Annotated in this window: 21 protein-coding genes; 17 read left to right on the top strand and 4 right to left on the bottom strand. The window is 72.3% G+C overall.

What is annotated here, in order from left to right:
* Nucleotides 1-47 precede the first annotated feature (47 nt).
* The 12 genes from HAV39_RS05865 (at nt 48) to HAV39_RS05810 (ending at nt 16,396) form a co-directional block, all read left to right on the top strand.
* Nucleotides 48-1,976, top strand: a complete 1,929-nt coding sequence (locus HAV39_RS05865; protein ID WP_191838155.1) for an elongation factor G — start codon at nt 48-50, stop codon at nt 1,974-1,976.
* 182 nt (nt 1,977-2,158) lie between these two features.
* A complete protein-coding gene (locus HAV39_RS05860) occupies nt 2,159-3,121 on the top strand; it encodes a thioredoxin family protein (protein ID WP_191838154.1) in 963 nt (320 codons plus the stop codon).
* A gap of 15 nt (nt 3,122-3,136) precedes the next feature.
* Nucleotides 3,137-3,616 carry a VOC family protein gene (locus HAV39_RS05855; RefSeq protein WP_239120486.1) on the top strand — a complete coding sequence of 160 codons (480 nt, stop codon included), beginning with the start codon at nt 3,137-3,139 and terminating at the stop codon, nt 3,614-3,616.
* A gap of 192 nt (nt 3,617-3,808) precedes the next feature.
* Nucleotides 3,809-5,083, top strand: a complete 1,275-nt coding sequence (locus HAV39_RS05850) for a GGDEF domain-containing protein (RefSeq protein ID WP_191838153.1) — start codon at nt 3,809-3,811, stop codon at nt 5,081-5,083.
* 233 nt (nt 5,084-5,316) lie between these two features.
* The gene (locus HAV39_RS05845; protein ID WP_191838152.1) at nt 5,317-8,142 is read left to right on the top strand and encodes a helix-turn-helix transcriptional regulator; all 2,826 of its coding nucleotides are present in this window, start codon (nt 5,317-5,319) and stop codon (nt 8,140-8,142) included.
* Between the two features lie 194 nt (nt 8,143-8,336).
* Nucleotides 8,337-9,230, top strand: coding sequence for an ion transporter (locus HAV39_RS05840; protein ID WP_191838151.1), 894 nt, complete (start codon nt 8,337-8,339; stop codon nt 9,228-9,230).
* A gap of 111 nt (nt 9,231-9,341) precedes the next feature.
* Nucleotides 9,342-9,794, top strand: coding sequence for an Rv0361 family membrane protein (locus tag HAV39_RS05835; RefSeq protein WP_191838150.1), 453 nt, complete (start codon nt 9,342-9,344; stop codon nt 9,792-9,794).
* A gap of 346 nt (nt 9,795-10,140) precedes the next feature.
* Entirely contained in the window at nt 10,141-11,589 is a 1,449-nt protein-coding gene (locus HAV39_RS05830) for a glycoside hydrolase family 43 protein (protein WP_191838149.1), read from the top strand.
* A 59-nt stretch (nt 11,590-11,648) separates the two neighbouring features.
* Nucleotides 11,649-13,046: a family 43 glycosylhydrolase gene (locus HAV39_RS05825; RefSeq protein WP_203736196.1), complete on the top strand. Its 1,398-nt coding sequence runs from the start codon at nt 11,649-11,651 to the stop codon at nt 13,044-13,046.
* Between the two features lie 211 nt (nt 13,047-13,257).
* Nucleotides 13,258-15,561 carry an MMPL family transporter gene (locus tag HAV39_RS05820; RefSeq protein ID WP_191838148.1) on the top strand — a complete coding sequence of 768 codons (2,304 nt, stop codon included), beginning with the start codon at nt 13,258-13,260 and terminating at the stop codon, nt 15,559-15,561.
* A 70-nt stretch (nt 15,562-15,631) separates the two neighbouring features.
* Complete coding sequence (locus HAV39_RS05815) at nt 15,632-15,994, top strand: hypothetical protein (protein ID WP_191838147.1); 363 nt, start codon at nt 15,632-15,634, stop codon at nt 15,992-15,994.
* Nucleotides 15,995-16,000: 6 nt separating this feature from the next.
* A complete protein-coding gene (locus HAV39_RS05810) occupies nt 16,001-16,396 on the top strand; it encodes a DUF948 domain-containing protein (protein WP_191838146.1) in 396 nt (131 codons plus the stop codon).
* A gap of 104 nt (nt 16,397-16,500) precedes the next feature.
* Here the strand turns inward: HAV39_RS05810 and HAV39_RS05805 are convergent, their stop codons facing one another.
* Entirely contained in the window at nt 16,501-17,022 is a 522-nt protein-coding gene (locus HAV39_RS05805) for a MarR family winged helix-turn-helix transcriptional regulator (RefSeq protein ID WP_191838145.1), read from the bottom strand.
* Between the two features lie 79 nt (nt 17,023-17,101).
* Here HAV39_RS05805 and HAV39_RS05800 point away from each other — a divergent pair, with 79 nt between their 5' ends.
* The 5 genes from HAV39_RS05800 to HAV39_RS05780 are packed head-to-tail and all read left to right on the top strand — an operon-like array spanning nt 17,102 to nt 21,449.
* A complete protein-coding gene (locus HAV39_RS05800; protein ID WP_191838144.1) occupies nt 17,102-18,151 on the top strand; it encodes an LLM class flavin-dependent oxidoreductase in 1,050 nt (349 codons plus the stop codon).
* A complete protein-coding gene (locus HAV39_RS05795) occupies nt 18,144-19,175 on the top strand; it encodes an LLM class flavin-dependent oxidoreductase (protein ID WP_191838143.1) in 1,032 nt (343 codons plus the stop codon). Before HAV39_RS05800 ends, HAV39_RS05795 begins: the two co-directional genes overlap by 8 nt.
* Before the next feature lie 36 nt (nt 19,176-19,211).
* Complete coding sequence (locus HAV39_RS05790) at nt 19,212-19,985, top strand: NADPH-dependent F420 reductase (RefSeq protein ID WP_191838142.1); 774 nt, start codon at nt 19,212-19,214, stop codon at nt 19,983-19,985.
* A gap of 43 nt (nt 19,986-20,028) precedes the next feature.
* On the top strand, nt 20,029-20,829 hold the full coding sequence (locus HAV39_RS05785; protein ID WP_191838141.1) for a hypothetical protein: 801 nt from the start codon (nt 20,029-20,031) through the stop codon (nt 20,827-20,829).
* Nucleotides 20,826-21,449 (top strand): P-loop nucleotide/nucleoside kinase family protein, encoded by a 624-nt coding sequence (locus HAV39_RS05780; protein ID WP_191838140.1) that lies wholly within the window; start codon nt 20,826-20,828, stop codon nt 21,447-21,449. The genes HAV39_RS05785 and HAV39_RS05780 overlap by 4 nt, the downstream gene beginning before the upstream one ends.
* Here the strand turns inward: HAV39_RS05780 and HAV39_RS05775 are convergent.
* From HAV39_RS05775 to HAV39_RS05765, 3 genes are all read right to left on the bottom strand, one after another.
* Nucleotides 21,334-22,032, bottom strand: coding sequence for an HDIG domain-containing metalloprotein (locus tag HAV39_RS05775; protein ID WP_191838139.1), 699 nt, complete (start codon nt 22,030-22,032; stop codon nt 21,334-21,336). The two genes, HAV39_RS05780 and HAV39_RS05775, sit on opposite strands and share 116 nt — an antisense overlap.
* A gap of 139 nt (nt 22,033-22,171) precedes the next feature.
* Nucleotides 22,172-23,443, bottom strand: coding sequence for an MFS transporter (locus HAV39_RS05770; protein WP_191838138.1), 1,272 nt, complete (start codon nt 23,441-23,443; stop codon nt 22,172-22,174).
* Nucleotides 23,443-24,840: an FAD-dependent oxidoreductase gene (locus HAV39_RS05765; RefSeq protein WP_191838137.1), complete on the bottom strand. Its 1,398-nt coding sequence runs from the start codon at nt 24,838-24,840 to the stop codon at nt 23,443-23,445. The genes HAV39_RS05770 and HAV39_RS05765 overlap by 1 nt, the downstream gene beginning before the upstream one ends.
* Nucleotides 24,841-24,984: the final 144 nt, after the last annotated feature.

The following is a 24,984-nucleotide window of genomic DNA, read 5'->3' as shown; positions in this document are numbered from 1 at the left end:
CAACTCCCTCGAAGCTCTCTTGCCCGCTCGTTCGAAGGACTTGACGTTTGTCGCTCCGTACGCTCAATCTCGGGATCTTGGCCCATGTCGACGCCGGTAAGACGTCGCTGACCGAGCGGCTGCTCTACGCGGCCGGGGTCATCGACACGGTCGGCAGTGTGGACGCCGGCACGACGCAGACCGACTCGCTGGCGCTGGAACGCCAGCGGGGCATCACGATCCGGTCAGCCGTGGCGGCGCTGCGGATCGGTGACACCGCGGTCAACATCATCGACACCCCGGGGCACCCGGACTTCATCGCCGAGGTGGACCGTGTCCTCGGCGTGCTCGACGGGGCGGTGCTCGTCGTGTCGGCCGTGGAGGGGGTGCAGCCGCAGACCCGGCTGCTCATGCGCGCGCTGCGGCGGCTCGCCGTGCCGACGCTGATCTTCATCAACAAGATCGACCGGGGTGGCGCCGACGCCGGTCGCACCCTCGCAGAGCTGGTGCGCCGGCTCGACGTGACAGCCGCGCCGATGACCCAGGTGTCGCGGCCCGGCGAACGCGAGGCGCTGGCCGAGCCGGACACCCGGACCCTCGCCGACGTGCTCACCGGCCAGAGCGAGGCGCTGCTGGCCGCGTACGTCGCGGACGAGTCCTGCCTGACGCCCCGGCGGCTGCGCGCGGAACTCGCCGCGCAGACGGCCCGGTGCGCGGTGCACCCGGTCTTCGCCGGGTCGGCGATGACCGGCGCGGGAGTCGAGGCGCTCATGGCGGGCCTGACCGACCTGCTGCCCGCGTCGGCCGGCGACCCCTCGGCGGGGCCGCGTGGGCGGATCTTCAAGATCGAGCGCGGGCCGGCGGGGGAGAAGGTCGCCTACGTGCGCATGTTCGACGGGACCCTGCGCCTGCGGGACCATCCGACCGGCGGCCGGGACCGGATCACGGCGCTGCACCTGCTGGAGCACGGCGACTGGGTGCCGCGCGACGGCGTCACCGCGGGTGGCATCGCGAAGCTGCGCGGCCTGACCGCCGTGCACGTCGGCGACGCCATCGGCGCGGCGGACGGCCTGCCCGCGCACCACTTCGCCCCGCCCATGCTCGAAGCGCTGCTCGTGCCCGCGGACCCCGCCGACGGCGCGCGGCTGCGCTCGGCGCTGGCGCAGCTGGCCGAGCAGGATCCGCTGATCAACGTACGGGCCGACGAGAACCTGGGCACCGCGGTCTCGCTCTACGGCGAGGTGCAGAAGGAGGTCATCCGGGCGACCCTGGCCGCCGAGTTCGGCGTCGAGGCCGACTTCCGGGAGACGACGACCCTGTGCGTCGAGCGCCCCGCGGGCGTCGGCGAGGCGGTGGAGCGGCTCAACACACCGTCCAATCCGTACCAGGCGACCATCGGGTTGCGGGTCGAGCCCGCGCCGCCGGGTTCCGGTGTGCAGGTGCGGGTGCCGGTGGACTACCGGTTCGCGCCGCTCTACGTGTACCGCACCCTTGAGGTGTTCAAGGAGAGCATGGGGGAGTACATCCGGGACGCGCTGCGCGCGGGCCCGCGCGGCTGGCCGGTGACCGACTGCGTGGTGACGATGACCGAGTCCCGGTACAGCGTCGCGGACGGCCCGCCGTCGCTGCGCGGGCCGGACAGCACGGCCGCGGACTTCCGCAAGCTGACCCCGGTGGTGCTGACGCAGGCGCTGGCCGCGTCCGGCACCATCCTGTGCGAGCCGCTGGCCCGGGTGACCCTCGACATCCCGGTGGGGGCGCTCGGCCCGGTCCTCAGCGTGCTCAGCCGGCTCCAGGCCGTCGTGGCCGACCAGGTCGTGCGCGGCGACGAGATGACCGTCGTCGCGACGCTGACCGCCGCGCACGCGCAGGAGCTGCACCGGGTGCTGCCGGAGACGACCGGCGGCGAAGGGGTGCTGGAGTCGGCGTTCGCGGGCTACCGGCCGGTTCGCAGAGCGCTGCCGAACCGGCGGCGCGCGGATTCGCCTGGTGAGTGACGACCTTCCTGAATCGGGCAAACAACTCGAATCTGCAGGGCGCGGAGTTCGGGCGAGGACGGCCCGAATCAGGAGCCGACGCGGTCCGGGCGTCCCGACTGCGAATCGCATCTAAGCTGAACGAAATGGAAGGAATCATCTCGAACTAGGCCTTCCTCCTAGGGCACAGCAAGGAACCGATCATGTCTGTCACGTTCGAGCGGGTGGAACTGTCCGCGTTCGACGGGGCGACCGAGTGGCTCGGCCCTGAGCCGAGCGGTCGACCCGAACTGCGCGGCCGTGCCGTCCTGGTGGACTTCTGGACGCTGACCTGCATCAACTGGCTGCGTGCGCAACCGTACGTGCGTGCCTGGTCGCAGGCTTATCGCGACGACGGGCTGGTCGTCGTCGGCGTGCACACCCCGGAGTTCTCGTTCGAACGCGACAGCGACCTGATCCGGCAGGCGGTGGCGGCACGGGAGATCGACTACCCGGTCGCCGTCGACAACGACTACGCGGTCTGGCGGGCGTTCGACAACCACTACTGGCCGGCGCTCTACTTCGTCGACGCTGACGGCGTCGTGCGTGACCAGCACTTCGGCGAGGGCCGGTACGAGCGGTCGGAGCAGGTCATCCAGCGGCTGCTCGGGGTGGAGCGCGAGCTGGTCTCGACCCTCGTCGAAGGCCGCGGGGTGGAGGCGGAGGCGGACTGGCAGCACCTGCGCTCGCCCGAGACGTATCTCGGCTACGCGCGCGGCGAGAACTTCGCCTCGCCCGGCCGGATCGCCTACGACGAGTCCCGTGCCTATGAGCTGCCCGAAGACCTGCGCCTCAACCAGTGGGCGCTGGCCGGCCAGTGGACGGTGGGACGCGAGAACGTCCTGCTCGACCAGGCCGGCGGAACCGTGGCCTGCCGGTTCCACGCGCGCGACGCGCACCTGGTCCTGTCGTCGGGAGGCCGCGCGCCCATCCCGTTCCGGGTGCTCGTGGACGGCCAGGCTCCGGGCGGCTCGCACGGCGTGGACGTCGACGGCAACGGCGACGGGGTGCTCCAGGAGGGCCGGCTTTACCAGCTCGTACGCGAGCAGGCCGCCATCCGCGAGCGGACCCTGGAGATCACGTTCGGCGAACCAGGCGCCGAGGTGTACGCGTTCACGTTCGGCTGAACCCAGGAGGTCCACATGAGCAGTTCGCGCGACGGCGCGGCGGATGCCGTCACCCCGCCGGCCATGGACATGAAGGTCGAGGTCGTCGTCATCCCGGTGGCCGACGTCGACCGTGCCCTGGCCTTCTACCGCGGCCTGGGATGGCGGCTCGACGCGGACTACGAAGCCGGTCCGAAGTTCCGGATCGTGCAGCTGACGCCGCCCGGCTCGGCGTGCTCGGTCCACCTCGGGCGCGGCCTCACCCCGGCCGCGCCGGGCTCCGTCCAGGGCACCTACCTCGTCGTCGCCGACCTCGAAGCGGCCCGCGCCGACCTGATCGGCAGAGGTGTCGAGGTGAGCGGGGTCTTCCACAACAGCTATGACAACGGGTACCAGGAGCGGGTGGACGGTCCGGCTCCCGACGGGCGCAGTTACGCCTCGTTCGCCACGTTCACCGACCCGGACGGCAACGGGTGGCTGATGCAGGAGGTCAAGCAGCGGGCCCCGGGGCGGTGATCGAAGCATCGCGGCAGCCGCTCGTCTCGGCTCCGGCGGCTAAGGTGGCGGTATGCACAGTTCAGCCTGGTTCGCGACATTACGACGAGGACCGGCCGCACGAGAAGCCGGGTGACGGACGGCTTACCGGCTGCCATGGTGATGGATCTGCGTAGATACCTCACGCAAGGCATGCAGACTCTGCTGCGGCCCGTGAAGCTCCTGCGCGGGTCGGGTCGGCTCGCCCGGGTCGGGCCGCGGCTGGCGGTGGCGTTCGTGCTGGTGTCCGTGCTGCTGCCGGTGATCGGTTTGATCGCCGAACGCGAGCAGCGGCTGGCTGCCGCCCGTGACGCCCAGGCCGAGGCGCAGCAGCTCGCCCGGGTGATCGCCGCCGACATCGCCGACGACGTCCACGCCGGCCGCCGACTGGACCCTGTGAAGATCCGCGCTCACCTCGACCAGCTGCGCAGCCAGTTGGGCGGCGACGTCGAGATCGTCGACCTGCGTCGCGACAGTGTCGCCGGCACGACGCCCGAGGGCGGGCCGCGCCTGGGCGTCGACGCGGACGGCCAGATCTCCGCCACGCTGCGCGACGGGCTCGCCCGCACCGTCACCCCCGAGGACACCGGACTGCCGCTCAAGCTGGTCGTCGTCCCGATCCGCACCCCGACCGACGGGATCGTCGGCGCGTTGCTGCTGGACTACACCGACCTGTACGACGAGGTGCTGTCCGCCGGCGCGCACAGCCGCAGAATGACGCTGGCCGCAGGGCTGGCCGGCATGGCGGCGGCACTCGGGCTGGGCTGGGTGCTCTCGCGGGGGCTGGTCCGCGACATCCGCCGGCTCACCCAGACGGCCGCCATGTTCGCCGAGGGCGACTACGACACCCGGGCGCAGGTGAAGTCCCGCGGCGAGCTGCGAGAGCTCGCCGGCGCGCTCAACACGATGGCCGAACGCATCGCGGAGCGCAAAGCGGTGCTGGTCGACCTGGCCACGACCGATCCGCTGACCGGGCTGCCCAACCGCCGTGCGCTGCGCACCGGCCTGGACCGCGGTCTCGACCACGCCAAGCGGCGCGGCACCCCGCTGTCGCTGATCCTGCTCGACCTCGACCACTTCAAGACGATCAACGACGAGCACGGACATCTTACCGGCGATGCCGTGCTGCGGCGGGTGGCGGAGATCCTGAAGGCGCACCTGCGCTCGACCGATCTCGCCGCGCGGTACGGCGGGGAGGAGTTCGCCGTGCTGCTGCCCGACACCGGCAGCGACGCGGCGACGCGCACCGCGGAACGGGTGCGGGTGGCACTGTCCGCCGCGCCGATCGAATTCCAGGGCCGCTCGGTGCGGGTCACCGCGAGCCTGGGCGTGGTCGCCTATCCCGAGCACGGCCTGACCACCGCGGAGCTGGTACACCGGGCCGACGCCGCGCTCTACACCGCCAAGCGCGCCGGCCGCGACCGCGTGCACGGCCCACCCGCGCCCTGACCGGGCCCCCGCAGGGCGAGCAGTGCGGCCGTGCCGATCGACGGGTCCTCGGCGATGGACCACGGCGCAGGTCACCCGCCGTACTCTTGTTACCGGCGGGCGCTCAGCTTGCCCGCATGTCGGCGGGCCAGGCCCGCCGGTTTCCGTGCCGTTCGTGCGGTGTCGTCACCGATGCGAGCGGGTGATCACCGGATCGGCGATGATCAACGGTGCCCGCGTGGTGAAGTGGGGGCATGCCGATGACGCTGTTCGGCCGCGAGCCGCAGGTACGACTGCTGCAGTCGGCGGCGGACGAGGCTGCGGCAGGGCGGGGCTCGGCCACCCTCGTCGAGGGCGAGTCGGGCATCGGCAAGTCGGCGCTGCTGGACACGGTCGCGGCATACTGCGACCGGCTCGGGATGCGGGTCCTGCGCGCGGCGGGGGAGCAGCTGGAGCAGGACCTGCCGTTCGCCGTAGCCGGTGCGTGTCTGGACGTGCTGACGACCGGTGGCGAGCCCGGCCGGGCCCGGGTGGCGGCGCTGCTGCGCGGGGAGGGCGCCGACCGGCAGCCCGGCGCGGCCGGGCACGACTTCGTCGTCACCGAGGCGATGCTGGACCTGGTCGACGAATGGTGCGCGGCCGGGCCGGTGGCGGTGATCGTCGACGACGTCCAGTGGGCCGACCCGCAGAGCATCGTGGTGCTGCACCGGCTGTGCCGTGGCATCGGGCAGTATCCGCTGCTGGTGGTCATCTCCGCCGCCCCGGAACCGCGAGGCGAGGCGATGGGCGCGCTGGTGCGCAGCATGGTCGCCAAGGGCGCGCAGCGCATGACGCTTCCGCCGCTGGCGCAGCAGGCGGCGGCCGAGCTGGTCGAGGCTGCCGTCGGCGCGCCCCCCGGGCCCCAGCTGGCGCGGCTGGTCGCCGCCGCCGGAGGCCACCCCCTCTATCTGGCGGAGCTGGTGGCCGGCCTGGCGCGCGACGGCGCGCTGCGGATCAGTGGCGGCCGCGCCGAGACCGACCTCGACACGCCTCCCGCGGCGTCACTCCAGGCGATGATCATGTCGCGGCTCGGTCCGCTGCCGTCGCCGACCCAGGCGGTCCTGCACAAGGCCGCCGCGCTCGGCGGGCCCGTCGACCTGCCCCTGCTGGCTGCCGTGCTCGACCTGCCCGTGCTGGAGCTGGCCGACGCGTGCGCCGCGGCGACCGGTGCGGGGCTGCTGGTCGAGACCGAAGCCGGGCTGCAGTTCCGCCACGACCTGATCCGGCAGGGGCTCGCCGGGCAGACACCGTCGCCGGTGCGCGGCGCGCTGCACCTGAGGGCCGCGCAGGTGCTGATGGACCGGGGCGCGGACGTGGAACGGATCGCCGAACACCTCGCCCAGGCCGACCGCGCCGAGCACGGCCAGTGGCTCATGGACGTGGCACCGCAGCTGACCGTGCGCGCGCCGGCCCTGGCGGTGACCCTGCTGCGCGCCGCCGCGGCCGACGCCGCCGACGAGGCGACGGCGACCAGCCTGAACATCGCACTGATCCGGGCCCTGCTGTGGGCCGGCCAGACCGACGAAGCCGAGCAGATCCTGCACGACCAGCTCGCCGCGTACCAGTCGTCGGCCGTCCGCACGCAACTGCTCGAACTGCGGATGGACGGCTATTTCCGCCAGGGGCGCCTGCAGCAGGCCGCGGCCGCCGGCGAGGACGCGGCCCGGCTGGCGCCGGTGCACCCGGGTCGCCTGTTCGGCTTCGCCGCCGTGTGCCGCCTGCTGCTCGGAGAGTTCGGCGAAGGCGACCGCCTGGCCGGCGAGGCGCTGCGTTCGGGCCTGGCGTCGGGTGACGTCGTCGCGCAGGCGTACGGCCACAACACCCTCGCCGTGCTGCGGTTCGCGCAGAACCGGGTGCAGGAGGCGCTGGACCTCAACGCCGACGCGATGAAGGCCCTCGACCACACCTACGGCGGCCTCATCGTGGACCCGCTCGTGGTGCGGGCGATGTGCCTGTTCGCGCAGGACCATCCGGCCGAACTCGACCAGGTCCTGGACGCCGCCACGCGGCGCAACCACGACACGGGCGGGTTCTACCTCACCACCGCGCAACTGCTGCGCGCCAACGTGCTGTTTCTCCGTGGCCGCTGGGACGACGCGCTGGCCGAGATCCGCACCAGCCTGGACAGCCCCGACCCGCTGTGCCAGTCGCCCGCGCTGCACGGCCTGGCCGCGATGGTGGCCATGCACCGGGGCCAGACCCGCACCCTCGATGCCGAGCTGGCCACGCTGGCGACCTCCACTCCGCTGGAGACGAGGTTCACCGCGCCGCTGCGCTGGGCCCACGCGCTGGCGGCGGAGACGGACTCCGGACCCGGCGCGGCCCTCGACATCCTGTACCCGCTGTGGGAGCAGCCGCCGACCTTCAGCCCGCGCTGCATCGGCTACCGGCTGTGCGCGGACCTGGCCCGGTTCGCCCACGCGGCCGGGGATGCGGCCCGCCTGCAGGACCTCGCCGACACCACGGCCGAACTGCTGGCCGGGCAGCCCATCGCCAGCCTCGAAGGCACCGTCGCGTTCTGCCGGGGGCTGCGGCACGACGACCCGTCGCAGCTGCTGGCCGCGGCGGCGTCGTTCGCACAGGCCGACTGGCCGCTGTACGAGGGTTACGCCCGCGAGCACGCGGCCGTCGTGCTCGCCGAGGACGGCCGCCTGAAGCCGGCCCGGGACGAGCTGGCGAGCGCGGTGGCGCTCTACACCGGCCTGGACGCCGCCCGCGACATCGACCGGGCCCGTGCGCGGGCCCGCCAGGCGGGCATCAGGCAGGGCGTACGAGGCCCGCGTGGCCGGCCCAAGCACGGCTGGGCGGCCCTGAGCGACACCGAGTACAAGGTCGCCATGGCGGTAGCCGAGGGCCGGTCCAACCCGGACATCGCCGCGCAGATGTTCCTCTCGCCGCGGACCGTCCAGTCACACGTGTCGAGCATCCTGGCCAAACTCGGGCTGCGGTCGCGCGTCGAGATCGCCGTCGGCGCCGCCTCCGTCGAGCACCGCGAGTCGACGGCCGGTCGGCGGACGCCGGACGGTGAGCCCGCTCGCTAGGCGGAGGGCAGGCGATGATGGGTCGGCTCCGCCAGGGACCGCCGATCGAGGAACGCGTGACGTGACGCGGGTGCTTGTCCCCTGAAGATCGTCGCAGTGGCGGCACGTAAGGTGTTGCGCATGTTCTCACCGCTCACCCGGACCGTCCGTCCGGTTCGGACGTACGCCTGCCGCTCGACGACCCGGATCGGGGCATGAGCCGGCTTCTCGAACGCAGCCGGCAGGTCGATGCCGGGGCTGAACAACCGAAACCGACTCCCGCGATCACCGCCTGGTGCGCCAGGGTCGCCGCATCCCGTGGCTTCGAGGTCACCATCGTGGCCGCCATCGCGGCCAACGCCGTGCTCCTCGGCCTGGAGACCTATCCCGACCTGAGGTCGGCCGGGTGGCTGAACGCGCTGGAGTGGCTGTTCCGGGCGGTGTTCGTCGCCGAGATCGCCATCCGCCTGCTCAGCTACGGCAGGCGCCCGCAGGACTTCTTCCGGCACGGCTGGAACGTCTTCGACCTGGCGGTCGTCGCCGCGGCGTTCGTTCCGGGCCTGCACGGCGACTCGGCCATCCTGCGGGTCATCCGGATCGCGCGGGTGGTGCGGCTGATGCGCTTCATGCCGGGCCTGCGCACCATCGTCACCGCGCTGCTGCGCAGCCTGCCGGGCGTGGGCGGCTTCCTCGCCCTGGCGATCGTCACGCTCTACATCTACGGCATGGCAGGGTGGCTCATCTTCGCCGAGCACCAGCCCGAGCAGTACGGCACGATCGGCAGCGCCGTGCTCACCCTGTTCGTGCTGCTGTCGCTGGAGAACCTGCCCGATCTCATCGAGCAGGGCATGGCGCTGTCCCCGTGGACCGTCGTCTTCTACATCAGCTACGTGCTCATCACCGCGAACCTGCTGGTCAACATCCTGGTCGGCGTCATCATCAACTCGATGGAGGAGGCCCGACGGCTGGAGCAGGAGCCCGCGCCGGGCGCCGGATCCGACAGCGACGCCAGGCCCGACGACGTCGACCGGGTCATGATGGCCCGGCGGCTGGCGGACATGCGGGCACTCCTCGACGACCTGGAACGGGACATGCGCGTGGGCCGGTAGCCGCATGCCGGGGACAGCTCGTCGCGTCGGCACACCGGGAGTGGCCGGCCGGGCCGGCGGTGGCGGAGTGGCCATACCCTTCGATGGCCGAACGCCGATCGAAGGGATGTCATGGCCGACTCTGCGGAGCCGAAGGAACGCGGGCTGGTCCCCGGCCTGGTGATCGTCGTGTTGCTGCTGTGCGTGGGCACCCCGGCGTGGGTGCTCTACCGGCAGTGGGCCGACCCGCGGACCAAGGCGGGCATGACCGAGGCCGCCACGGGCTACCTCGACGCGCTCCGCGACGCCGACTACCCCGCCGCCTACCGGTGGGTCTGCGCGAGCGAGCGGCAGAAGTATCCGCTGGACCAGTGGACCCGCTACCACGTCGAGCCCGACATCGCGAGCTACGCGATCACCGACGTGGCGATCACGGATCTCACGGAGGCGCCCACGAGCTACACCGTCGACGCCGAGGTCCGCCATGCCGACGGCCGCGCGCAGCTGTGGCACTACGTGCTGTACGACGAGAGCGACGGCTGGCGCATCTGCTACGAGACCGTCATCGCGCGGCCGCAGCAGTAGGCCGGAGCCTGGCACGAAGTAATTTCGACGGATGCGATCGATGGTCTTGACACTATGAATGTTATCGCTAACATTCTCTTAACGCGGGCCTAACCTCCCCGTGAGGTACGGGAAACACCGCGCCCGCACCTGCAGTTGAACAGGCTCAACCCTGGATCCATGTCGGAACCAAGGGCCTCCTGGTGCGCGAGTGTGAACGTTAACAGCCGCCTTTCGCCGGTGCCCTGCCGTGCTCCGAAAGGGATCCTTCCGACTGCAGCGATGCCGGCGGCGCGTGCCGCCATGCCGTCGTGCGCTGACGTCGGACCGCTCATCAGGCCCGTACCGACGTTCCTAGGAGGAACGCATGACACACCGGTCGCGGCGGCTCGGGCTCGGCGGACTTGCCGCCACCCTACTGCTGTCCCTCGGCCTCGCCGCGCTGCCGCAGTCCGCGGCCGCCGCCGAGACCTACGCGGCATACCTCATGGCCCACTTCACCGGCGAGAGCGCCAGCGGCGAGCAGATCTACTTCTCCGCCAGCACCGACGGCCTGCACTGGACCGACCTCAACTACTCGCAGCCGGTGCTGCGCTCCACCGTCGGCGAACTCGGCGTGCGCGACCCCAGCATCGTGCGCTCGCCGGCCGGCGACAGGTTCTTCCTGCTCGCCACCGACCTGCGCATCGCCAGCGGCAAGGGCTGGGACGCCGCCCAGCACGCCGGCAGCACCTCCCTGGTCGTCTGGGAGTCCACCGACCTGGTCACCTGGTCCGCGCCGCGGATGGTCGACGTGGCCGGCGGCATCGCCGGGGCGGGCTGCGCGTGGGCGCCCGAGGCGATCTGGGACCCCGCCGCCGGCAACTACCTCGTCTACTGGGCCACCATCTCCCCGCGCAACGGCGTCGACAAGGCCCGGATCTGGTACTCCCGGACCACCGACTTCCGCACCTTCACCGCCGCCCAGCCCTACATCGACCGGCCCGGCACCCAGGGCATCATCGACACCCAGATCATCGAGATCCCCGGCAGCGTCGGCGGCTACCGCTACATCCGGGCGTCCGGCGACGGGCAGATCTCGATCGAGGGCAGCAACCAGCTCCTCAGCGGCTGGACCAGGCTCGGCGACATCTCCCACCTCGGCATGACCGGGGCGCAGGTCGAAGGCCCGATCCTGCACCAGTACAACGGACGCAACGAGTGGGGGCTCTGGGTCGACCAGTACGCCACCGGCCGCGGCTACCTCCCGCTGACCTCGACCAACCTGGCCAGCACCAGCACCTACCGGGTGCGCGCCGCCTCCGAGTACGCGCTCGGCGCCAGCCACAAGCGGCACGGCTCCATCATCGGCATCACCCAGGCGCAGTACGACCGGCTGCGCGCCAAGTGGGGCGCGGGCAGCGCCCGGCGGGTGCAGTCGTTCAACTTCACCGACCGGTACGTCCGCCACGCCAACTTCGACGCCCGCATCGACCCGAACGTCAACCCGCTCGCCGACTCGCAGTGGCGGCTCGTGCCGGGCCTGGCGAACTCCGCCTCCGGCTACGTGTCGTTCGAGTCGGTGAACTTCCCCGGGCACTACCTGCGGCACAGCAACTACGACTTCGCGCTCGCCCGCGGTGACGGCTCGGCGCAGTTCGCCGCGGACGCCACGTTCCGGCAGGTCGCCGGGCTGGCGGACGCCTCCGCGGTGTCGTTCCAGTCGTACAACAACACCAGCCGGTATATCCGGCACTACAACTACCTGCTGCGCCTGGACCCGATCAGCACGGCCACCGAACGCGCCGATGCCACCTTCCGCCTCATCACCAGCTGATCCGTGGGTGCCCCGGGCAGCCGTGCCCGGGGCGCACCCCGTTCCGAGAGCGAGGCCCCGTGACAACCATCCATCGCAGGCGCAGGGCGGTCTCCCGAGCGCTCACCGTCTGCCTGGCCGCGTCCCTGCTGACCGTGACGGCCGGTGAGCCTGCGTCGGCCGCCGAGATCCCGACCGGCGCCCGGTCGCTGCAGTCGGTCAACCTCCCCGGCTCGTACGTCAGGCACAGCAACTACCTCGGCAGTGTCGCCGCGGTCGGTGCGAGCAGTTCTGCGCAGGCCAAGAGCGACGCCACCTTCACCGTCACGCCCGGCCTGGCCGGCGGCACGGGCTGCGTGTCGTTCCAGGCGGCCAACGGCATGTGGCTGCGCCACCGGGACTACCGCGTACGGCTGGAGGCCAACAGCGGCAGCACCACCTTCCTGGCGGACGCCACCTTCTGCGTGCGGGACGGGTCGGCCGCCGGTTCCGTCCGCCTGGAGTCGTCCAACTTCCCGGGCCGCTACCTCCGGCACCGCAACAACGAACTGTGGCTGGACCCGTCGACCACCAACCCCGGCACCTTCGCCGCGGACAGCTCGTTCCAGGTCACCGCGCCGTGGGTGGCGGGCCGCCGCAGTCCGGTCATCAAGGGCCTGTACGGCGACCCGAACATCGCCTACCTCAACGGCCGCTACTACCTCTATCCCACCACCGACGGCTACAACGGCTGGAGTTCGACCCGGTTCAAGGCGTTCTCGTCCACCGACCTGCTCAACTGGACCGATCACGGCACGATCCTGGATCTCGGACCGCAGATCAGCTGGTCGGACAGCAGAGCCTGGGCGCCGACGATCGCCTACCGCAACGGCCGGTACTACTTCTACTTCTGCGCCGACACGAACATCGGCGTCGCGACGTCGACCAGCCCGACCGGCCCGTTCACCGACGCCCTCGGGCGGCCGCTGGTGGCCGCCGGGTTCCGCAGCGGCCAGATGATCGACCCGCACGTCTTCACCGACGACGACGGCGAGGCCTACCTGTACTGGGGCAACGGCTACGCGTACGGGGTGCGCCTCAACGCGGACATGATCTCGTTCGACGCGGCGCAGGTGCGCACGTTCAGCCTGCCCAACTTCCGGGAGGCCCCGTTCGCGTTCAAGCGCAACGGCATCTACTACCTGTCGTACTCGGTCGACGACACCCGCTCGGAGAACTACCACGTCGAGTACGCCACCGCGACCTCGCCGTTCGGGCCGTGGACGCACCGCGGCACGATCCTGTCCAAGAACCTCGGCCTCGGCGTCAAGGGCCCCGGCCACCACTCCGTGGTGAAGGCCCCGAACAGCGACACCTGGCACATCGCCTACCACCGGTTCGCCATCCCGGCCGGGGACGGCATGAACCGGGAGGTCACCGTGGACGCGATGCGGTTCAACGCCGACGGCACCATCCAGCCCGTCGTGCCGACCCTCTGAGCAGTACGGGCGCGGGAGGCGGAGAAACCTCCCGCGCCCGGCCGGCTGCCGCCGTTTGCCGCGCAACCGGCCGGGTACCCGACTCCCGAAACGCCATCGCCGGTCGAACCGCCCTGCGCTGCCGCGCGAGGCGGCTCGACCGGCGCTGCCACAGGAGGAGCGCCATGCGTATGAGGCAGTCCGACCCGGCCGCCGCCGAGCGGGTGTACCCGTGAGCGGGGCAGCGTCGCCGTCGGGTGTGGACCTGCCCGCGCGCAGCCGCTGGCGCCCGAGCCGGCTGCTGGAGTACTACGCGATATCGGTGGTCTGGCTGCGCTGGGTCGTCGTGGCGCTGTGGATCGCGGCCGTGGCCGCGTCGGTGCTGTACCTGCCGGCCATCGGCCACGGCGGCAGCGACCTCGGCCAGCTCGTCTCCGCCGACAACGCCGCGGTGCGCAGCGAGGTCCGCTCGTTCGAGAAGTTCGGGTTCCCGCTGCTGAGCCGGGTCTCGGTGGTGCAGCGCAACCCCGCCGGCCTGCCGCTGTCGGTCCAGGCCGAGGCGGTCGCCCGCGCCCGCGACCTGACGGAGGGCAGGTTTCCCGACGCCGCGCCCATCCTCGCCGCCGTGCCGGTGACCAACACCCTGCAGCTGATGCCGGGCTCGCAGGAGAACGGCACGACCGTCATCACGATGCTGTTCACCGCACCCGACGTGTCCTTCGCCGGACAGCTGGCCGCCGCCGAGAGGTTCGTGGCGGCACACTACGACGCCGACGACGCCGTCGTCGGGGTGACCGGGTCGGTTCCGGCCCGGGTCGAGCAGGGCGACCTCGTCCTGTCGACGCTGCCCTGGCTGGAGGCGGTGACCGTCGCTGCCGTGTTCCTCATCGTCGCGATCGCGTTCCGGTCGCTGATCGCGCCGCTGCTGGCGCTGGGCGTGGGCGGGGTCGCGATCGTGCTGACCCTGCACGTCGGCGGCGCGCTCGCCGACCGGCTCGGCGTGCCGGTGCCGCAGGAGACCCAGCCGCTGCTGGTGGCGCTGCTGCTCGGCGTGGTCACCGACTACGTCGTGTTCTACCTGGCCGCGGTCCGGACCCAACTCGCCTCCGGCGCGGGCCGGCTGGAGGCGGCGGAGCACGCGACCGCCCGGTTCACCCCGATCATCGCCACGGCCGGCGCGACCGCCGCCGCCGGCACCGGCGCGCTGGTGGTCGCCGGCTCGGCGGCGTTCCGGGCGTTCGGGCCGGGTATGGCGCTGGCCGTGCTCATCGGCATGCTCGTGGCGGTGACGCTGGTGCCCGCGCTGCTGGCCATCCTGGGGCGGGCGGTGCTGTGGTCGCCGCGCCGCGGCGCGGCCACCGAGCCGGCCGCGGCGCCGGAGGCCGGCAGCGGGCGCTGGTCACGGCTGCTGACCCGGCCCTGGGTCGCCGCACCCGTGCTGCTGCTGTGCGTCGGCGGCCTGGTCGCGGCCGCGCTGCCGGTACGCGACCTCGCCCTGGGCGTGTCGTTCGTCGAGGCGCTGCCCGCCGACCACCCGACCCGCCAAGCCGCCGGGCAGGCCCAGACCGGGTTCGCCGCGGGCATCCTGTCGCCGACCGAACTGCTCCTGGAAGGCCCCGGCGTGGCCGCGAAGGACAGGGAACTCGACGGCCTGCAGCAGGCGCTGCGGAAGGTGCCCGGGGTGGCCGCCGTGCTCGGACCCGGCGACGACATCGTTCCGCAGGACCTGCACGTGTTCCGCACTCCCGACGCCACCGCGGCACGCTACCTGCTGGTCCTGTCCGACGAACCGCTCGGCGCCCGCGCCGTGCAGACCCTGTCCCGGTTGCAGCACGACCTCCCCGGCCTGGTGCGGGCCGCGGGGCTGACCGACGTGCAGACCAGCCTCGGCGGCGACACCGCCATCGCACAGCTCATCGTCGACCAGACCAAGCAGGACCTCGGCCGTATCGCGCTCGCCGCGCTGGTCGCCAACCTGCTGTTCCTCGTGCTGTTCCTGCGGGCGCTGGTGGCCCCGATCGGCCTGCTCGCCTGCAGCGTGCTCGCCATCGGCGCCACGCTCGGCGTGACCACCTGGCTGTTCCAGAACGTCCTGGGTGCCGACGGACTGACCTTCTACGTGCCCTTCGCTGCCGCGGTGCTGCTGGTCGCGCTCGGCTCGGACTACAACATCTTCGGCATCGGCCCCGCCTGGAAGGAGGCGCGGGGACGGCCGCTGCGGGAAGCGCTCGCGATCACGCTGCCGCAGTCGGCGCATGCGATCCGCATCGCCGCGTTCACCCTCGCGGTCAGCTTCGGACTGCTGGCCATGGTGCCGCTGCGCCCGTTCCGGGAACTCGCGTTCGCGCTGTCGGTGGGCATCCTGATCGACGCGTTCGTCGTCCGGTCGATCCTCGCCCCGGCGCTGCTCACGGTGCTCGGATCGGCCAGTGAGTGGCCGAGCCGCCGGCTGTTCGGCCGCTTCGCCGCGCTGCACCGCCCGCACGCCGCGCCACTGCCGGGCGACGAGCCGGTGAGCGCCGTCTCGACCGAATGACCGGCACTGCATAAGGAGCGGGCGCACGGGTATCGGTCCGCCATCACCACACCTCGAACGGGAGACGACCATGCCAAGCAAGGATGACGCCCTTTCCGGCGCGCAGGACGCGCTCGATACGGCCTCCGCCGCCGTCGCCGAGAAGGCGGCGGAGGCCAAGCAGGCGGCGATCGACACCGGACACGCCCTGGCCGCCGGTGCCGGCGAGCTCAAGGTCAACGTCGGCCACACCGCCGTGGCGGCGAAGGACGCGGCCACGGAAGCCCTGTCGGCGGTCAACGAGCGGATTCCGCACACGGCCGACGAGTGGGAGGCCGCCGGACGCGACCTGTTGGCCAGCATCCGCCGCAACCCCACGCCGTGGGCGGCCGGGGCCGCGGTGTTCCTCGTCGGCTGGCTGCTCGGCCGGAACTCGTCCGGGTCGCGGAAGTAGCCGCGGATGTCGGGTACGGAGATCGCGGCGCTGGTCGCCTCAGGGGCCTTCGCGATGCTCGTGCTGGTGCTCGCGGTGCCGATCCTGCGGCTGCGGCGCACCGTCGACGCGACCACCGACATGATCCGTGAGGTCACCGCCAGGACCGGGCCGCTACTGGACAACGTCAACCAGACCGTCGGCGAGGTGAACACCACGGTCGGGCAGATACAGACCACTTTGGACGGCATCAACCTGCAACTGGTGCGGGTCGACGCGGTCACCGGGCCGCTGTCGGCCGCCGCGGCGAACGTCGCCAAGGTCGCCACCGCGGTGACCGGCGCGTCGAACTCGCCGATGGGCAAGGCCGCGACCCTGGCCTTCGGCATCCGCCGCGCGCTCGCCGCGCGCAACCACCGGTAGTGACGTGACGGCCGGGCCCGGCATCCGGGCCCGGCCACGGCAGCGCGTCCCCGGCCACCGACCTCCGCCCGCGTTTCACGGCCCGTTCGCGATGGCGGGGGAGGTCAGGTGGCTTTCGTGGGCGCGGCTGAGCCCCGTCTCCGGCCTGAGGCGGTGAGCTGAGCCCGCAGCGTGGCGGCGAGGTCGCCTGCCGCGATCAGCTGTTCCGGGGTGAGCGCGTCGACGAACAGCTCACGCACGGCCCGCAGGTGCGGCACCGTCGACCCCCGGAACGACTGCAGGCCGGTCGGCGTCAGCACGATCTCCGCGCCCCGGTTGTCGGCGGCGCACTCCTCGCGGCGGATCAGCTCGCGCCGCTCCATCCGGCCGAGGTGATGCGACAGGCGGCTGCGTTCCCAGTCGATGTGGGCCGCGAGCTCGGAGGAGCGCATCCGGTGCCCCTCGGCCTCGCTGAGGGCGAGCAGCACCGCGTAGTCGCCCGAGGACAGCGACGACTCGCTCTGCAGCCGTGCGGTGAGCTCGGACCGCAGGGCATCGGCCGTCTCGATGAAGTCGCGCCAGATCCGCAGCTGCTCGGTGGTGGGCAGCTGCCGTGCCCGGCGCGGCCGTGGTGTGTCGTGGGTCATCCCGCCTCCGATTGACATGTCAATCATACCGGAGCTACTAATTGACATGTCAATCAGTGGCCGAGGCGAGGGGGAGACCATGACGACCGAAGGCTTCCAGCTGGGGCTCAACTCGTTCGGCGAAGTGGCCACCGACGGCGACCGGCTGCTCAGCGACGCCGAGACCGTGCGGCTGATCGTCGAGGAGGCCCAGCTCGCCGACTCGGTCGGGCTCGACGTGTTCAGCGTCGGCGAGCACTACCGGGACGGCTTCACCGACTCCGCGACGCCCGTGCTGCTCGCCGCCATCGCGCGAGCCACCGAGCGGATCCGGCTCGGCACCTCGGTCACCGTACTGAGCACCAACGACCCCGTGCGGCTCTACCACGAGTTCTCGACGCTGGACGCCGTGTCCGGCGGCCGTGCCCAGCTCGTCCTCGGCCGGGCCTCGGCGACCGAGTCGTTCCCGCTGTTCGGCTACGACCTCGCCGACTACGAGCGCCTGTTCGAGGAGAAGCTCGACCTGTTCATGCGGCTCCAGCGCCAGGAAACGGTCACCTGGTCGGGCACCGTGCGCAGCCCGCTCACCGCGCAGCGGCTGCACCCGCGCATGCCGGAGGGCGGCATCCCCACCTGGATCGGTGTGGGTGGCAGCCCGAACTCGGTGCTGCGCGCCGCCCGCTACGGGCTGCCGCTCATGATGGCGATCATCGGCGGCCGGCCGCAGCGCTTCGCCGGCAACGTCGCGCTGTACCTGCGCGCACTCGAACAGTTCGGGCACGCCCCGCTGCCGATCGGGCAGCACTCGCTCGGCCTGGTCGCCGACACCGACGAAGAGGCCGTCGAGACCTGGTGGCGCCACTGGCAACCGGTCGTCGCGGACCTCGCCCGCGAACGCGGCTTCTACAAACCGACCCGCGAACGCTACGAGGCCGAGATCGACGGCGGGGCACTGTTCGTCGGTTCGCCCGAGACGGTCGCGCGCAAGATCGCCAAAATGGCGCGTGACCTGCGGATCAGCCGCTTCGACCTCAAGTACGACATCATGCGCCTGCCTCGCCAGGCCCGCGCCCGCAGCATCGAGCTGTTCGGCCGGGAAGTCGCCCCGCGGGTGCGGGAACTGCTCACGAAGGAGCCCACCCATGTCTGACCTCGTGTTCGGCCTCGACACCTTCGGCGACGTGCCGGACGACGACGCCGGCCGCCCGAACTCGTACGCCGCCGCGATCCGGCAGGTCGTCGAGGAGGCGGTGCTCGCCGACGAACTCGGCGTCGACGCCATCGCCGTCGGCGAGCACCACCGGCCGGAGTACTCGGTGTCGACGCCCGAGACCGTGCTGGCCGGGATCGCGACCCGCACGTCGCGCATCCGCCTCGGCTCCGGGGTGACCGTGCTCAGTTCCGACGACCCGGTGCGGGTGTTCCAGCGCTTCGCCACGGTCGACGCGCTGTCGCACGGCCGGGCCGAGGTCATCCTGGGCCGGGGCTCGTTCACCGAGTCGTTCCCGCTGTTCGGCTACGACCTGGCCGACTACGACGTGCTGTTCGAGGAGAAGCTCGACCTGTTCGTGAAGCTGCTCGACGAGCAGCCGGTGACCTGGAGCGGCACCGTACGCGCCCCGCTGCGCGACGCCGACGTCTTTCCCAAGACCGAGTCCGGCCGGCTGCCCACCTGGGTGGGCGTCGGCGGCTCGCCGCAGTCGGTGGTCCGCACCGCGCGCTACGGCCTGCCGCTCATGCTCGCCATCATCGGCGGGCAGCCCAGCCGCTTCGCGCCCTACATCGACCTGTACCGGCGCGCCGCCGACCAGCTCGGCACCACCGCGCACCCGGTCGGCATGCACTCGCCCGGCTTCGTCGCCGACACCGACGAGCAGGCCAAGGAGATCTTCTGGCCGCACTACCGGGTCATCCGCGACCGGATCGGCACCCTGCGCGGCTGGCCGCCGATCCGCCGCGCCGAGTTCGACGCCGAGGTCGAGCACGGGTCCCTCTACATCGGCTCCCCGGAGACCGTCGCCCGGAAGATCGCCCGTACCGTCAAGACGCTCGGCGTCGGCCGGTTCGACCTGATCTACACCGCGGGCGCCCAGCCGGCGGCCGCCCGCCTGCGCGCCGTCGAGCTGTACGGCGCGAAGGTGATTCCCATGGTCCGCGACCTGCTCGCCGGCTGACCCCGCCGACCGGACCCGACCCCCGAAGGACTCGACATGAACGACACCGCCCCGGACGGTCCCCGGACCCTCGGCATCCTCGGCGCGGGCAAGCTGGGCACCGTCCTCGGCCGGCTCGCCCTGGGCGCGGGCTACCGGGTGCTCATCGCGGGTTCCGGTGACCCCGCGAAGATCGCGCTGACCGTCGAGGTGCTCACCCCTGGCGCGATCGCCACCACCGCCGCGGACGTCGCGGCCCGCGCCGACATCGTCGTGCTCGCCCTGCCGCTCGGCAAGTACCGCAGTGTCGCGGCGGACCCGCTGCGCGGCAAGCTCGTCGTCGACGCGATGAACTACTGGTGGGAGGTCGACGGCATCCGCGACGACCTCACCGATCCGCGGACGTCGTCCAGCGAGACCGTGCAGGCCCACCTGTCCGGGGCCCGGGTCGTGAAGGCCTTCAACCACGTGGGCTACCACGACATCGAGGACCAGGCCCGGCCCGCGGGCGTCGCCGGACGCACTGCGGTCGCGATCGCGGGCGACGACCCTGCCGACGTGACCGCCGTCGCCGCACTCGTCGACGCGCTCGGCTTCGACCCGGTCGTCGCCGGGCCGCTGGCCGAGGGCGTGCGTTTCGAACCGGGCACCGAGCTCTTCGGCGCCGACGTCGACGCGGCCGAGGTCCGGGCCCGCCTCGACCGCTTCCCGGAAACTGCGCGCGGACGGGTCGTCGCCCAGGCTCGTGAGCAGCTCCGGGACCCGGTGCCGTCCCCGCGCGAATCCCTCACGTTCGTGCGCCCACCCGACGGCGCAGGTCTGGTCCCGTGAAACCGGGCAGCCGGGATCGTGCCGCAACGGCTATGGTCGCCCGGTGCTGCCGCAAGAACACCTGATCGCCCGGGTCCGGGAACTCTGCCACGCCGACGAGAACCTCGTCGCCGCGCTCACGTACGGCTCCTTCGCGCAGGGCGAGGGCGACGCCCACAGCGATGTCGAGTTCTGGCTGTTCTTCGGGGCGGAGCAGGCCGCGGTGCTCGATCATCGGGCCTGGCTCGACCGGATCGGGCCCATCCGGTACGTGGTCGTGAACGAGTTCGGCACCCACGTGGCCTTCTTCCCGCACCTGATCCGCGGGGAGTTCCACTTCGCGACGGCCGACGACATCGGCTCCGTCGCGACCTGGCCCGCGCGCAGCGCGCCGACCGACCGCATGATCGTGCTGGACCGCACCGGCGCCCTCCGCCGTGCCCTGGACGCCCTGCCCGCGCGGCCTGAGCTGCCGGCCGGCGCGGAGGACGTCGATGAACTCTGCGGTCGCTTCGCCAACTGGCTCATCCTGGCCCACCACGTCGCGCAGCGTGGCGAACTGCTGCGTGCCGTCGACGCGCTGTCGCACGCCCAGCGGTATCTGCTCTGGATGGCACGTCTTGCCGAAGACCGGACCGAGCACTGGCTGACGCCGTCCCGCCGCGCGGAGACCGACCTCGGTGTCGAGGCGGTCGGCAGCCTCCGCCACACCGTCACCGTGGCCGAGGCCAAGGCGGTCGCCGGGGCGGTCGCCGCCGCCTGGGTCTGCGGCCGCGACTACTGGGTCAGGCTGGCCGACCGCGTCGGGTGCGAGATTCCCCGCGAACTGCTCGCCGAGCTCGACTCGGTGACGGGGACCGCATGAGCGCCGCCGGGCAACCGTCCCACCCGTACCTGATCTACCTGCTGGGCTACCCGGGCGTCGGCAAGTACACCATCGCGGCCGAGATCGCCACGATGACCGGTGCCGTCGTCGTGGACAACCAGCTGATGAACCACCCCGTCCTGGCACTGCTGGGCTGGGACGGCGTCAGCATCCTCCCCCGCGAGACATGGCGATACGTCGCGCAGATCCGCGAGACCCTGCTCAAGGCGCTGGAAGATCTCGCATCGAGAACGATCAGCCATGTCTTGACCAACGCGCTGGAGGACGGTCCGGAAAGCGCCGCGGTGTTCGCACGGATCCGGCAGGTGGCCGCAACCCGGGACGCCGTGTTCCTCCCGGTCATGCTGACGTGTGACCCCGCCGAGCAGATCCGCAGGGTCACCGCCGTCGAGCGCGCACGGCGCCTCAAACTGACCGATCCGGAGCAGTTGCGTGCCTACCTGGCCACGACCGGGATGTATGTGCCGCCCGACCCGCGCCTGTTCACGCTGGACACCACGGACCTGAGTCCGGCCCGGGCGGCCGAGGCGATCCTGCGCCAGGTGGCGAAACTCCGTCAGCGGCCCGCGGGTGCCGGTGCTGCTCCGCCAGCCGGGTGAGGTCCGGCTCGCCGTAGTGCGCCACCAGCGCGGTGAACCGGGCGGCCTTGTCCGCGCCGAACCGCCGCACGTCGGCTGTGTATGCGGCCGCGGTCACGAACGTCGGGGGAGTCGTCTTGCTGTGGAATTTGTCGGCGTACATGACGAGCTGCTCCTCGTCGGTCTCGGCGACGTAGTCGGCGACGGGCAGGGGCAGCTGCTGGTGCAGCACGTCCTCGCGGGTGAGCCCGACGCCGGTGTGGCAGGAGCAGAACCGGCACAGCGCCTCGGGGAAGCCGAGTTCGCGCAGCAGGTCATGGCCGAGCAGCCCGTGGCGCACGTAGTCGCGGTGGTCGAGCCGGCCGTCGGCGTCGTACAGCCGGTAGACGCCGATGTCGTGCAGCAGGCTGCCAGCCCGGACCAGGTCGACGTCGTACGCCGAGCGCCGGCCGTCGAGTAGTTGTTCGGCCACCGCGCAGACGATCACGCAGTGGGTGTAGACGAGGTCGAACGCCTCCGGGGTGGGTGCGTACCGTTCGTGCAGCTCCCGGATCTGCTCGTCGGTGGGGACGGCTGGTCGTCTGCCGACCCTCCGAACTTCCATCTGCATTCCTGACGACATGGGCTGCGGCGGCAGCCGAAGGCCATTCTACGAACGGATCGCCGCACCCGACCGGCCCGTCCTGAGCGGGCCAGGCGCTTGCCGAGCAACGGGCCGGAACCGGTCGGTGCGCGCCCGCAGCCTAGGCCGCGGTGTCGGCCCGAACCGTGGCGCCGGCGGAGGGGAGCGCCGGTGCCACGGCCAGGATCAGGCAGGCCGCCGCGACGGCGCACGCGGCACCGACCAGGGCCAGGACCGGGGTGTAGGTGCCGGCGGTGAGGTAGAGGGCGGCGGCGGCCAGGGGTGCAAAGGCTTTGGCGACCGTGGTCGGCAGGGTCAGGGCGGCGGCGATGGTGGCGTAGCCGGTGGTGCCGTACCGCTGGGCGAGCAGTGCCGGACGGGCGATGGTGCCGACGCCGAAGCCCGTGCCGAACAGCACGACGCAGCAGATCGCGCCGGTCCGGCTGCCGCCGAAGGCGGGCAGGGCCGCTGCGGCGGCCGCCTGGATGGCGAACACGGCGGCGGTGACGGCCGCGGTGGAGCGGCGGCGGGTCAGGCCGGTGGTGACGATCCGGCCCGTGACGGACATGACGCCGAGCAGCCCCGCGACGGTGGCGGCGAAGGCGGCGGGGTGCCCGCGGCCGGTGAGATAGGTGATCAGGTGTACGGACACGACGGCGACGGCGCTGCCGTGTATCACGAACGCCGCGGTGAGCAGCCAGAACCCGCGATGGCGCAGCGCCGCCCGGACGGCGGCCCGCCGTGCCGTGCGGTCGACGGCCGCGGCTGCCGCAGCGCGGCGCGGCCGGGCCGGGACGGCGAGCGCATGCAGGGGGACGGCGATGGCACAGTAGCCCAGCGCGAGGATGACCAGCGTGGTCCGCCAGCCGTGGCGTTCCTGCAGGCCGGCGGCCAGCGGCAGGAAGATCGTGCTGGCGAAGCCGGCCACCACCGTGACCGCCAGCAGGGCGCCGGCCCGTTGCGACGCGGTGCTCGTGGCGACGACGACGGCGAACGCCGCCTCGTAGAGGACCATCGCGGAGGCGATGCCCAGCACCGTGAACACGGCGTACAGCTGACGGACGTCGGTGACCTGTGACCAGGCCAGGACCGCGCCGGCGCCCAGGAGCGAGCCGAAGGTCATGAGGCTTCGGCCGCCGCGCCGGTCGAGCCACCGTCCGACGGGGACGGCCGCGGCCGCGGTGGTGAGCACGGCGACGGTCAGCGCACCGGTGACGGCGGCGGGGGAGGCGTGCAGGTCGGCGGTCATGGGCGCGAGGAAGACGCTGAACACGTAGTACAGCACGCCGTACCCGATGGTCTGGGTGACGGTCAGCGCGGCCACGACGGACCGCAGGCGGTGCCGGCCGCCGGCCTCGTGGGAGGCGGCGGCCGGCGTGGTGACGGCAGGCATCAGCCGCAGCATCCGCCGGTTCCGGCCTCGGCCGTGACGGTCTGCACCACCGGCAGGGTCAGCAGGCCGCCCGCGACGCCGGTGGCCAGCCCCCGGGGCGCGTCGGCGGCGGCCGGTGCGGGTGTGCCGCAGCAGGCGGCCTCGTCGTCGGCGCCCAGGGCGGCGCTGCTGGAGCACACACCCGTCTCGGGCAGTTCGAGTTGCACGTCGCGAGCGGCGTCCCAGTCCCCGGCGAGCGCGGCGACCACGGACCGGACCTGCTCGTATCCGGTGGCCATGAGGAACGTCGGGGCGCGGCCGTAGGACTTCGCGCCGACGGTGTAGTAGCCGGGCTCGGGCTGGGTGAGCTCGTCGACGCCGTGCGGTGGCACGGTGCCGCAGGAGTGCTGGTTCGGGTCGATGAGCGGGGCCAGCGCGCGGGTCGAGCCGAGGATCGGGTCGAGGTCCAGGCGCAGCTCGGACGCGATGGTGTGGTCGGGCCGGAAGCCGGTGGCCGACACGATCCGGTGCGCGGTGACGCGGGCACCGCTGCGGGCGGTCACCGTGACCTGGTCTCCCTGGACGGTGACGGCGTGCACCGAGAACCCGGCGTGCAGGGTGATCGCGCCGGACTCGACCAGCGCCCGCACCCGCGAGCCGAGCGCGCCGCGGGCGGGCAGGGCGTCGGCGTCGCCGCCACCGTACGTGCGGGTCGCCGCGCCGGTGCGGATGGCCCAGCTCACGGTGGTGCCGGGTGCTTCGGACGCCAGCTGCGCGAGGGCGAGCAGGGTGTTGGCGGCGGAGTGGCCCGCGCCGACGACGAGGGTGTGCCGTCCGGCGAAGCGGTCGCGGTCGGCGCCGAGCACGTCGGGCAGCGCGGTCTCGACGAATGCCGCGGCCTCGGGCTCGCCGTGCGCGGGCAGGCCGGAGCCGCCGAGCACGTTGGGGGTGGGCCAGGTGCCGGAGGCGTCGACGACCGCTCGTGCGGTGAGCTCCTCGCCGGTGGCGAGGCGGATCAGGAACGGGGCACTGTCCCGGCCCGTGGTCCGCACGCGGTCGAGGCCGTCGCGGCTGATCGCGAGCACCTTCGCGCCGTACCGGACCCGTCCGGCCAGGGCGGGCAGCTTGGTCAGCGGCTCGAGGTAGTCGGTGACGAGTTGTGCGCCCAGCGGCAGCTCGGCCAGGTCCGGCGCGATCCACCCGTCGGCCTCCAGCAGGCGGCGGGCCGCGTGGTCGAGGTTGAACCGCCAAGGGCTGAACACCCGCACGTGGCCCCAGCTCGCCATCGCCGCGGCCGGCCCGTCGCCTGCCTCCAGGACCAGAAAGCCCAGGCCGCGCTCGGCCAGGTGGGCGGCGGCGGCGAGGCCGACCGGGCCGGCGCCGATCACCACGATCGGGAGGTCGTCCTGCTGGTGCATCGTGACTCCTTGTTTAGAAGTTTCTCTAAGCGACTTGTTTAGAGTGCCGCCTACTTAGATATCTGTCAACTCAGCAAGGTGTGACGTCCGGTGAGGTGAGCCAACCGGCGTTGCCGCCTGCTTCGAAATCTGTCAACCTAGGGG

The sequence above is a fragment of the Catellatospora chokoriensis genome, assembly GCF_011297315.1.
In the GTDB taxonomy this organism is placed as follows: domain Bacteria; phylum Actinomycetota; class Actinomycetes; order Mycobacteriales; family Micromonosporaceae; genus Catellatospora; species Catellatospora citrea.
This window is presented reverse-complemented; position numbering and strand designations above follow the sequence as displayed.

Excerpts from the sequence above, each read along its gene's own strand:
- HAV39_RS05860 (WP_191838154.1), top strand. The coding sequence starts at position 2,159 with ATGTCTGTCACGTTCGAGCGGGTGGAACTGTCCGCGTTCGACGGGGCG.
- HAV39_RS05855 (WP_239120486.1), top strand. The coding sequence starts at position 3,137 with ATGAGCAGTTCGCGCGACGGCGCGGCGGATGCCGTCACCCCGCCGGCC.
- HAV39_RS05845 (WP_191838152.1), top strand. The coding sequence starts at position 5,317 with ATGCCGATGACGCTGTTCGGCCGCGAGCCGCAGGTACGACTGCTGCAG.
- HAV39_RS05840 (WP_191838151.1), top strand. The coding sequence starts at position 8,337 with ATGAGCCGGCTTCTCGAACGCAGCCGGCAGGTCGATGCCGGGGCTGAA.
- HAV39_RS05835 (WP_191838150.1), top strand. The coding sequence starts at position 9,342 with ATGGCCGACTCTGCGGAGCCGAAGGAACGCGGGCTGGTCCCCGGCCTG.
- HAV39_RS05830 (WP_191838149.1), top strand. The coding sequence starts at position 10,141 with ATGACACACCGGTCGCGGCGGCTCGGGCTCGGCGGACTTGCCGCCACC.
- HAV39_RS05815 (WP_191838147.1), top strand. The coding sequence starts at position 15,632 with ATGCCAAGCAAGGATGACGCCCTTTCCGGCGCGCAGGACGCGCTCGAT.
- HAV39_RS05810 (WP_191838146.1), top strand. The coding sequence starts at position 16,001 with ATGTCGGGTACGGAGATCGCGGCGCTGGTCGCCTCAGGGGCCTTCGCG.
- HAV39_RS05805 (WP_191838145.1), bottom strand. The coding sequence starts at position 17,022 with ATGACCCACGACACACCACGGCCGCGCCGGGCACGGCAGCTGCCCACC.
- HAV39_RS05800 (WP_191838144.1), top strand. The coding sequence starts at position 17,102 with ATGACGACCGAAGGCTTCCAGCTGGGGCTCAACTCGTTCGGCGAAGTG.
- HAV39_RS05795 (WP_191838143.1), top strand. The coding sequence starts at position 18,144 with ATGTCTGACCTCGTGTTCGGCCTCGACACCTTCGGCGACGTGCCGGAC.
- HAV39_RS05790 (WP_191838142.1), top strand. The coding sequence starts at position 19,212 with ATGAACGACACCGCCCCGGACGGTCCCCGGACCCTCGGCATCCTCGGC.
- HAV39_RS05780 (WP_191838140.1), top strand. The coding sequence starts at position 20,826 with ATGAGCGCCGCCGGGCAACCGTCCCACCCGTACCTGATCTACCTGCTG.
- HAV39_RS05775 (WP_191838139.1), bottom strand. The coding sequence starts at position 22,032 with ATGGAAGTTCGGAGGGTCGGCAGACGACCAGCCGTCCCCACCGACGAG.
- HAV39_RS05770 (WP_191838138.1), bottom strand. The coding sequence starts at position 23,443 with ATGCCTGCCGTCACCACGCCGGCCGCCGCCTCCCACGAGGCCGGCGGC.
- HAV39_RS05765 (WP_191838137.1), bottom strand. The coding sequence starts at position 24,840 with ATGCACCAGCAGGACGACCTCCCGATCGTGGTGATCGGCGCCGGCCCG.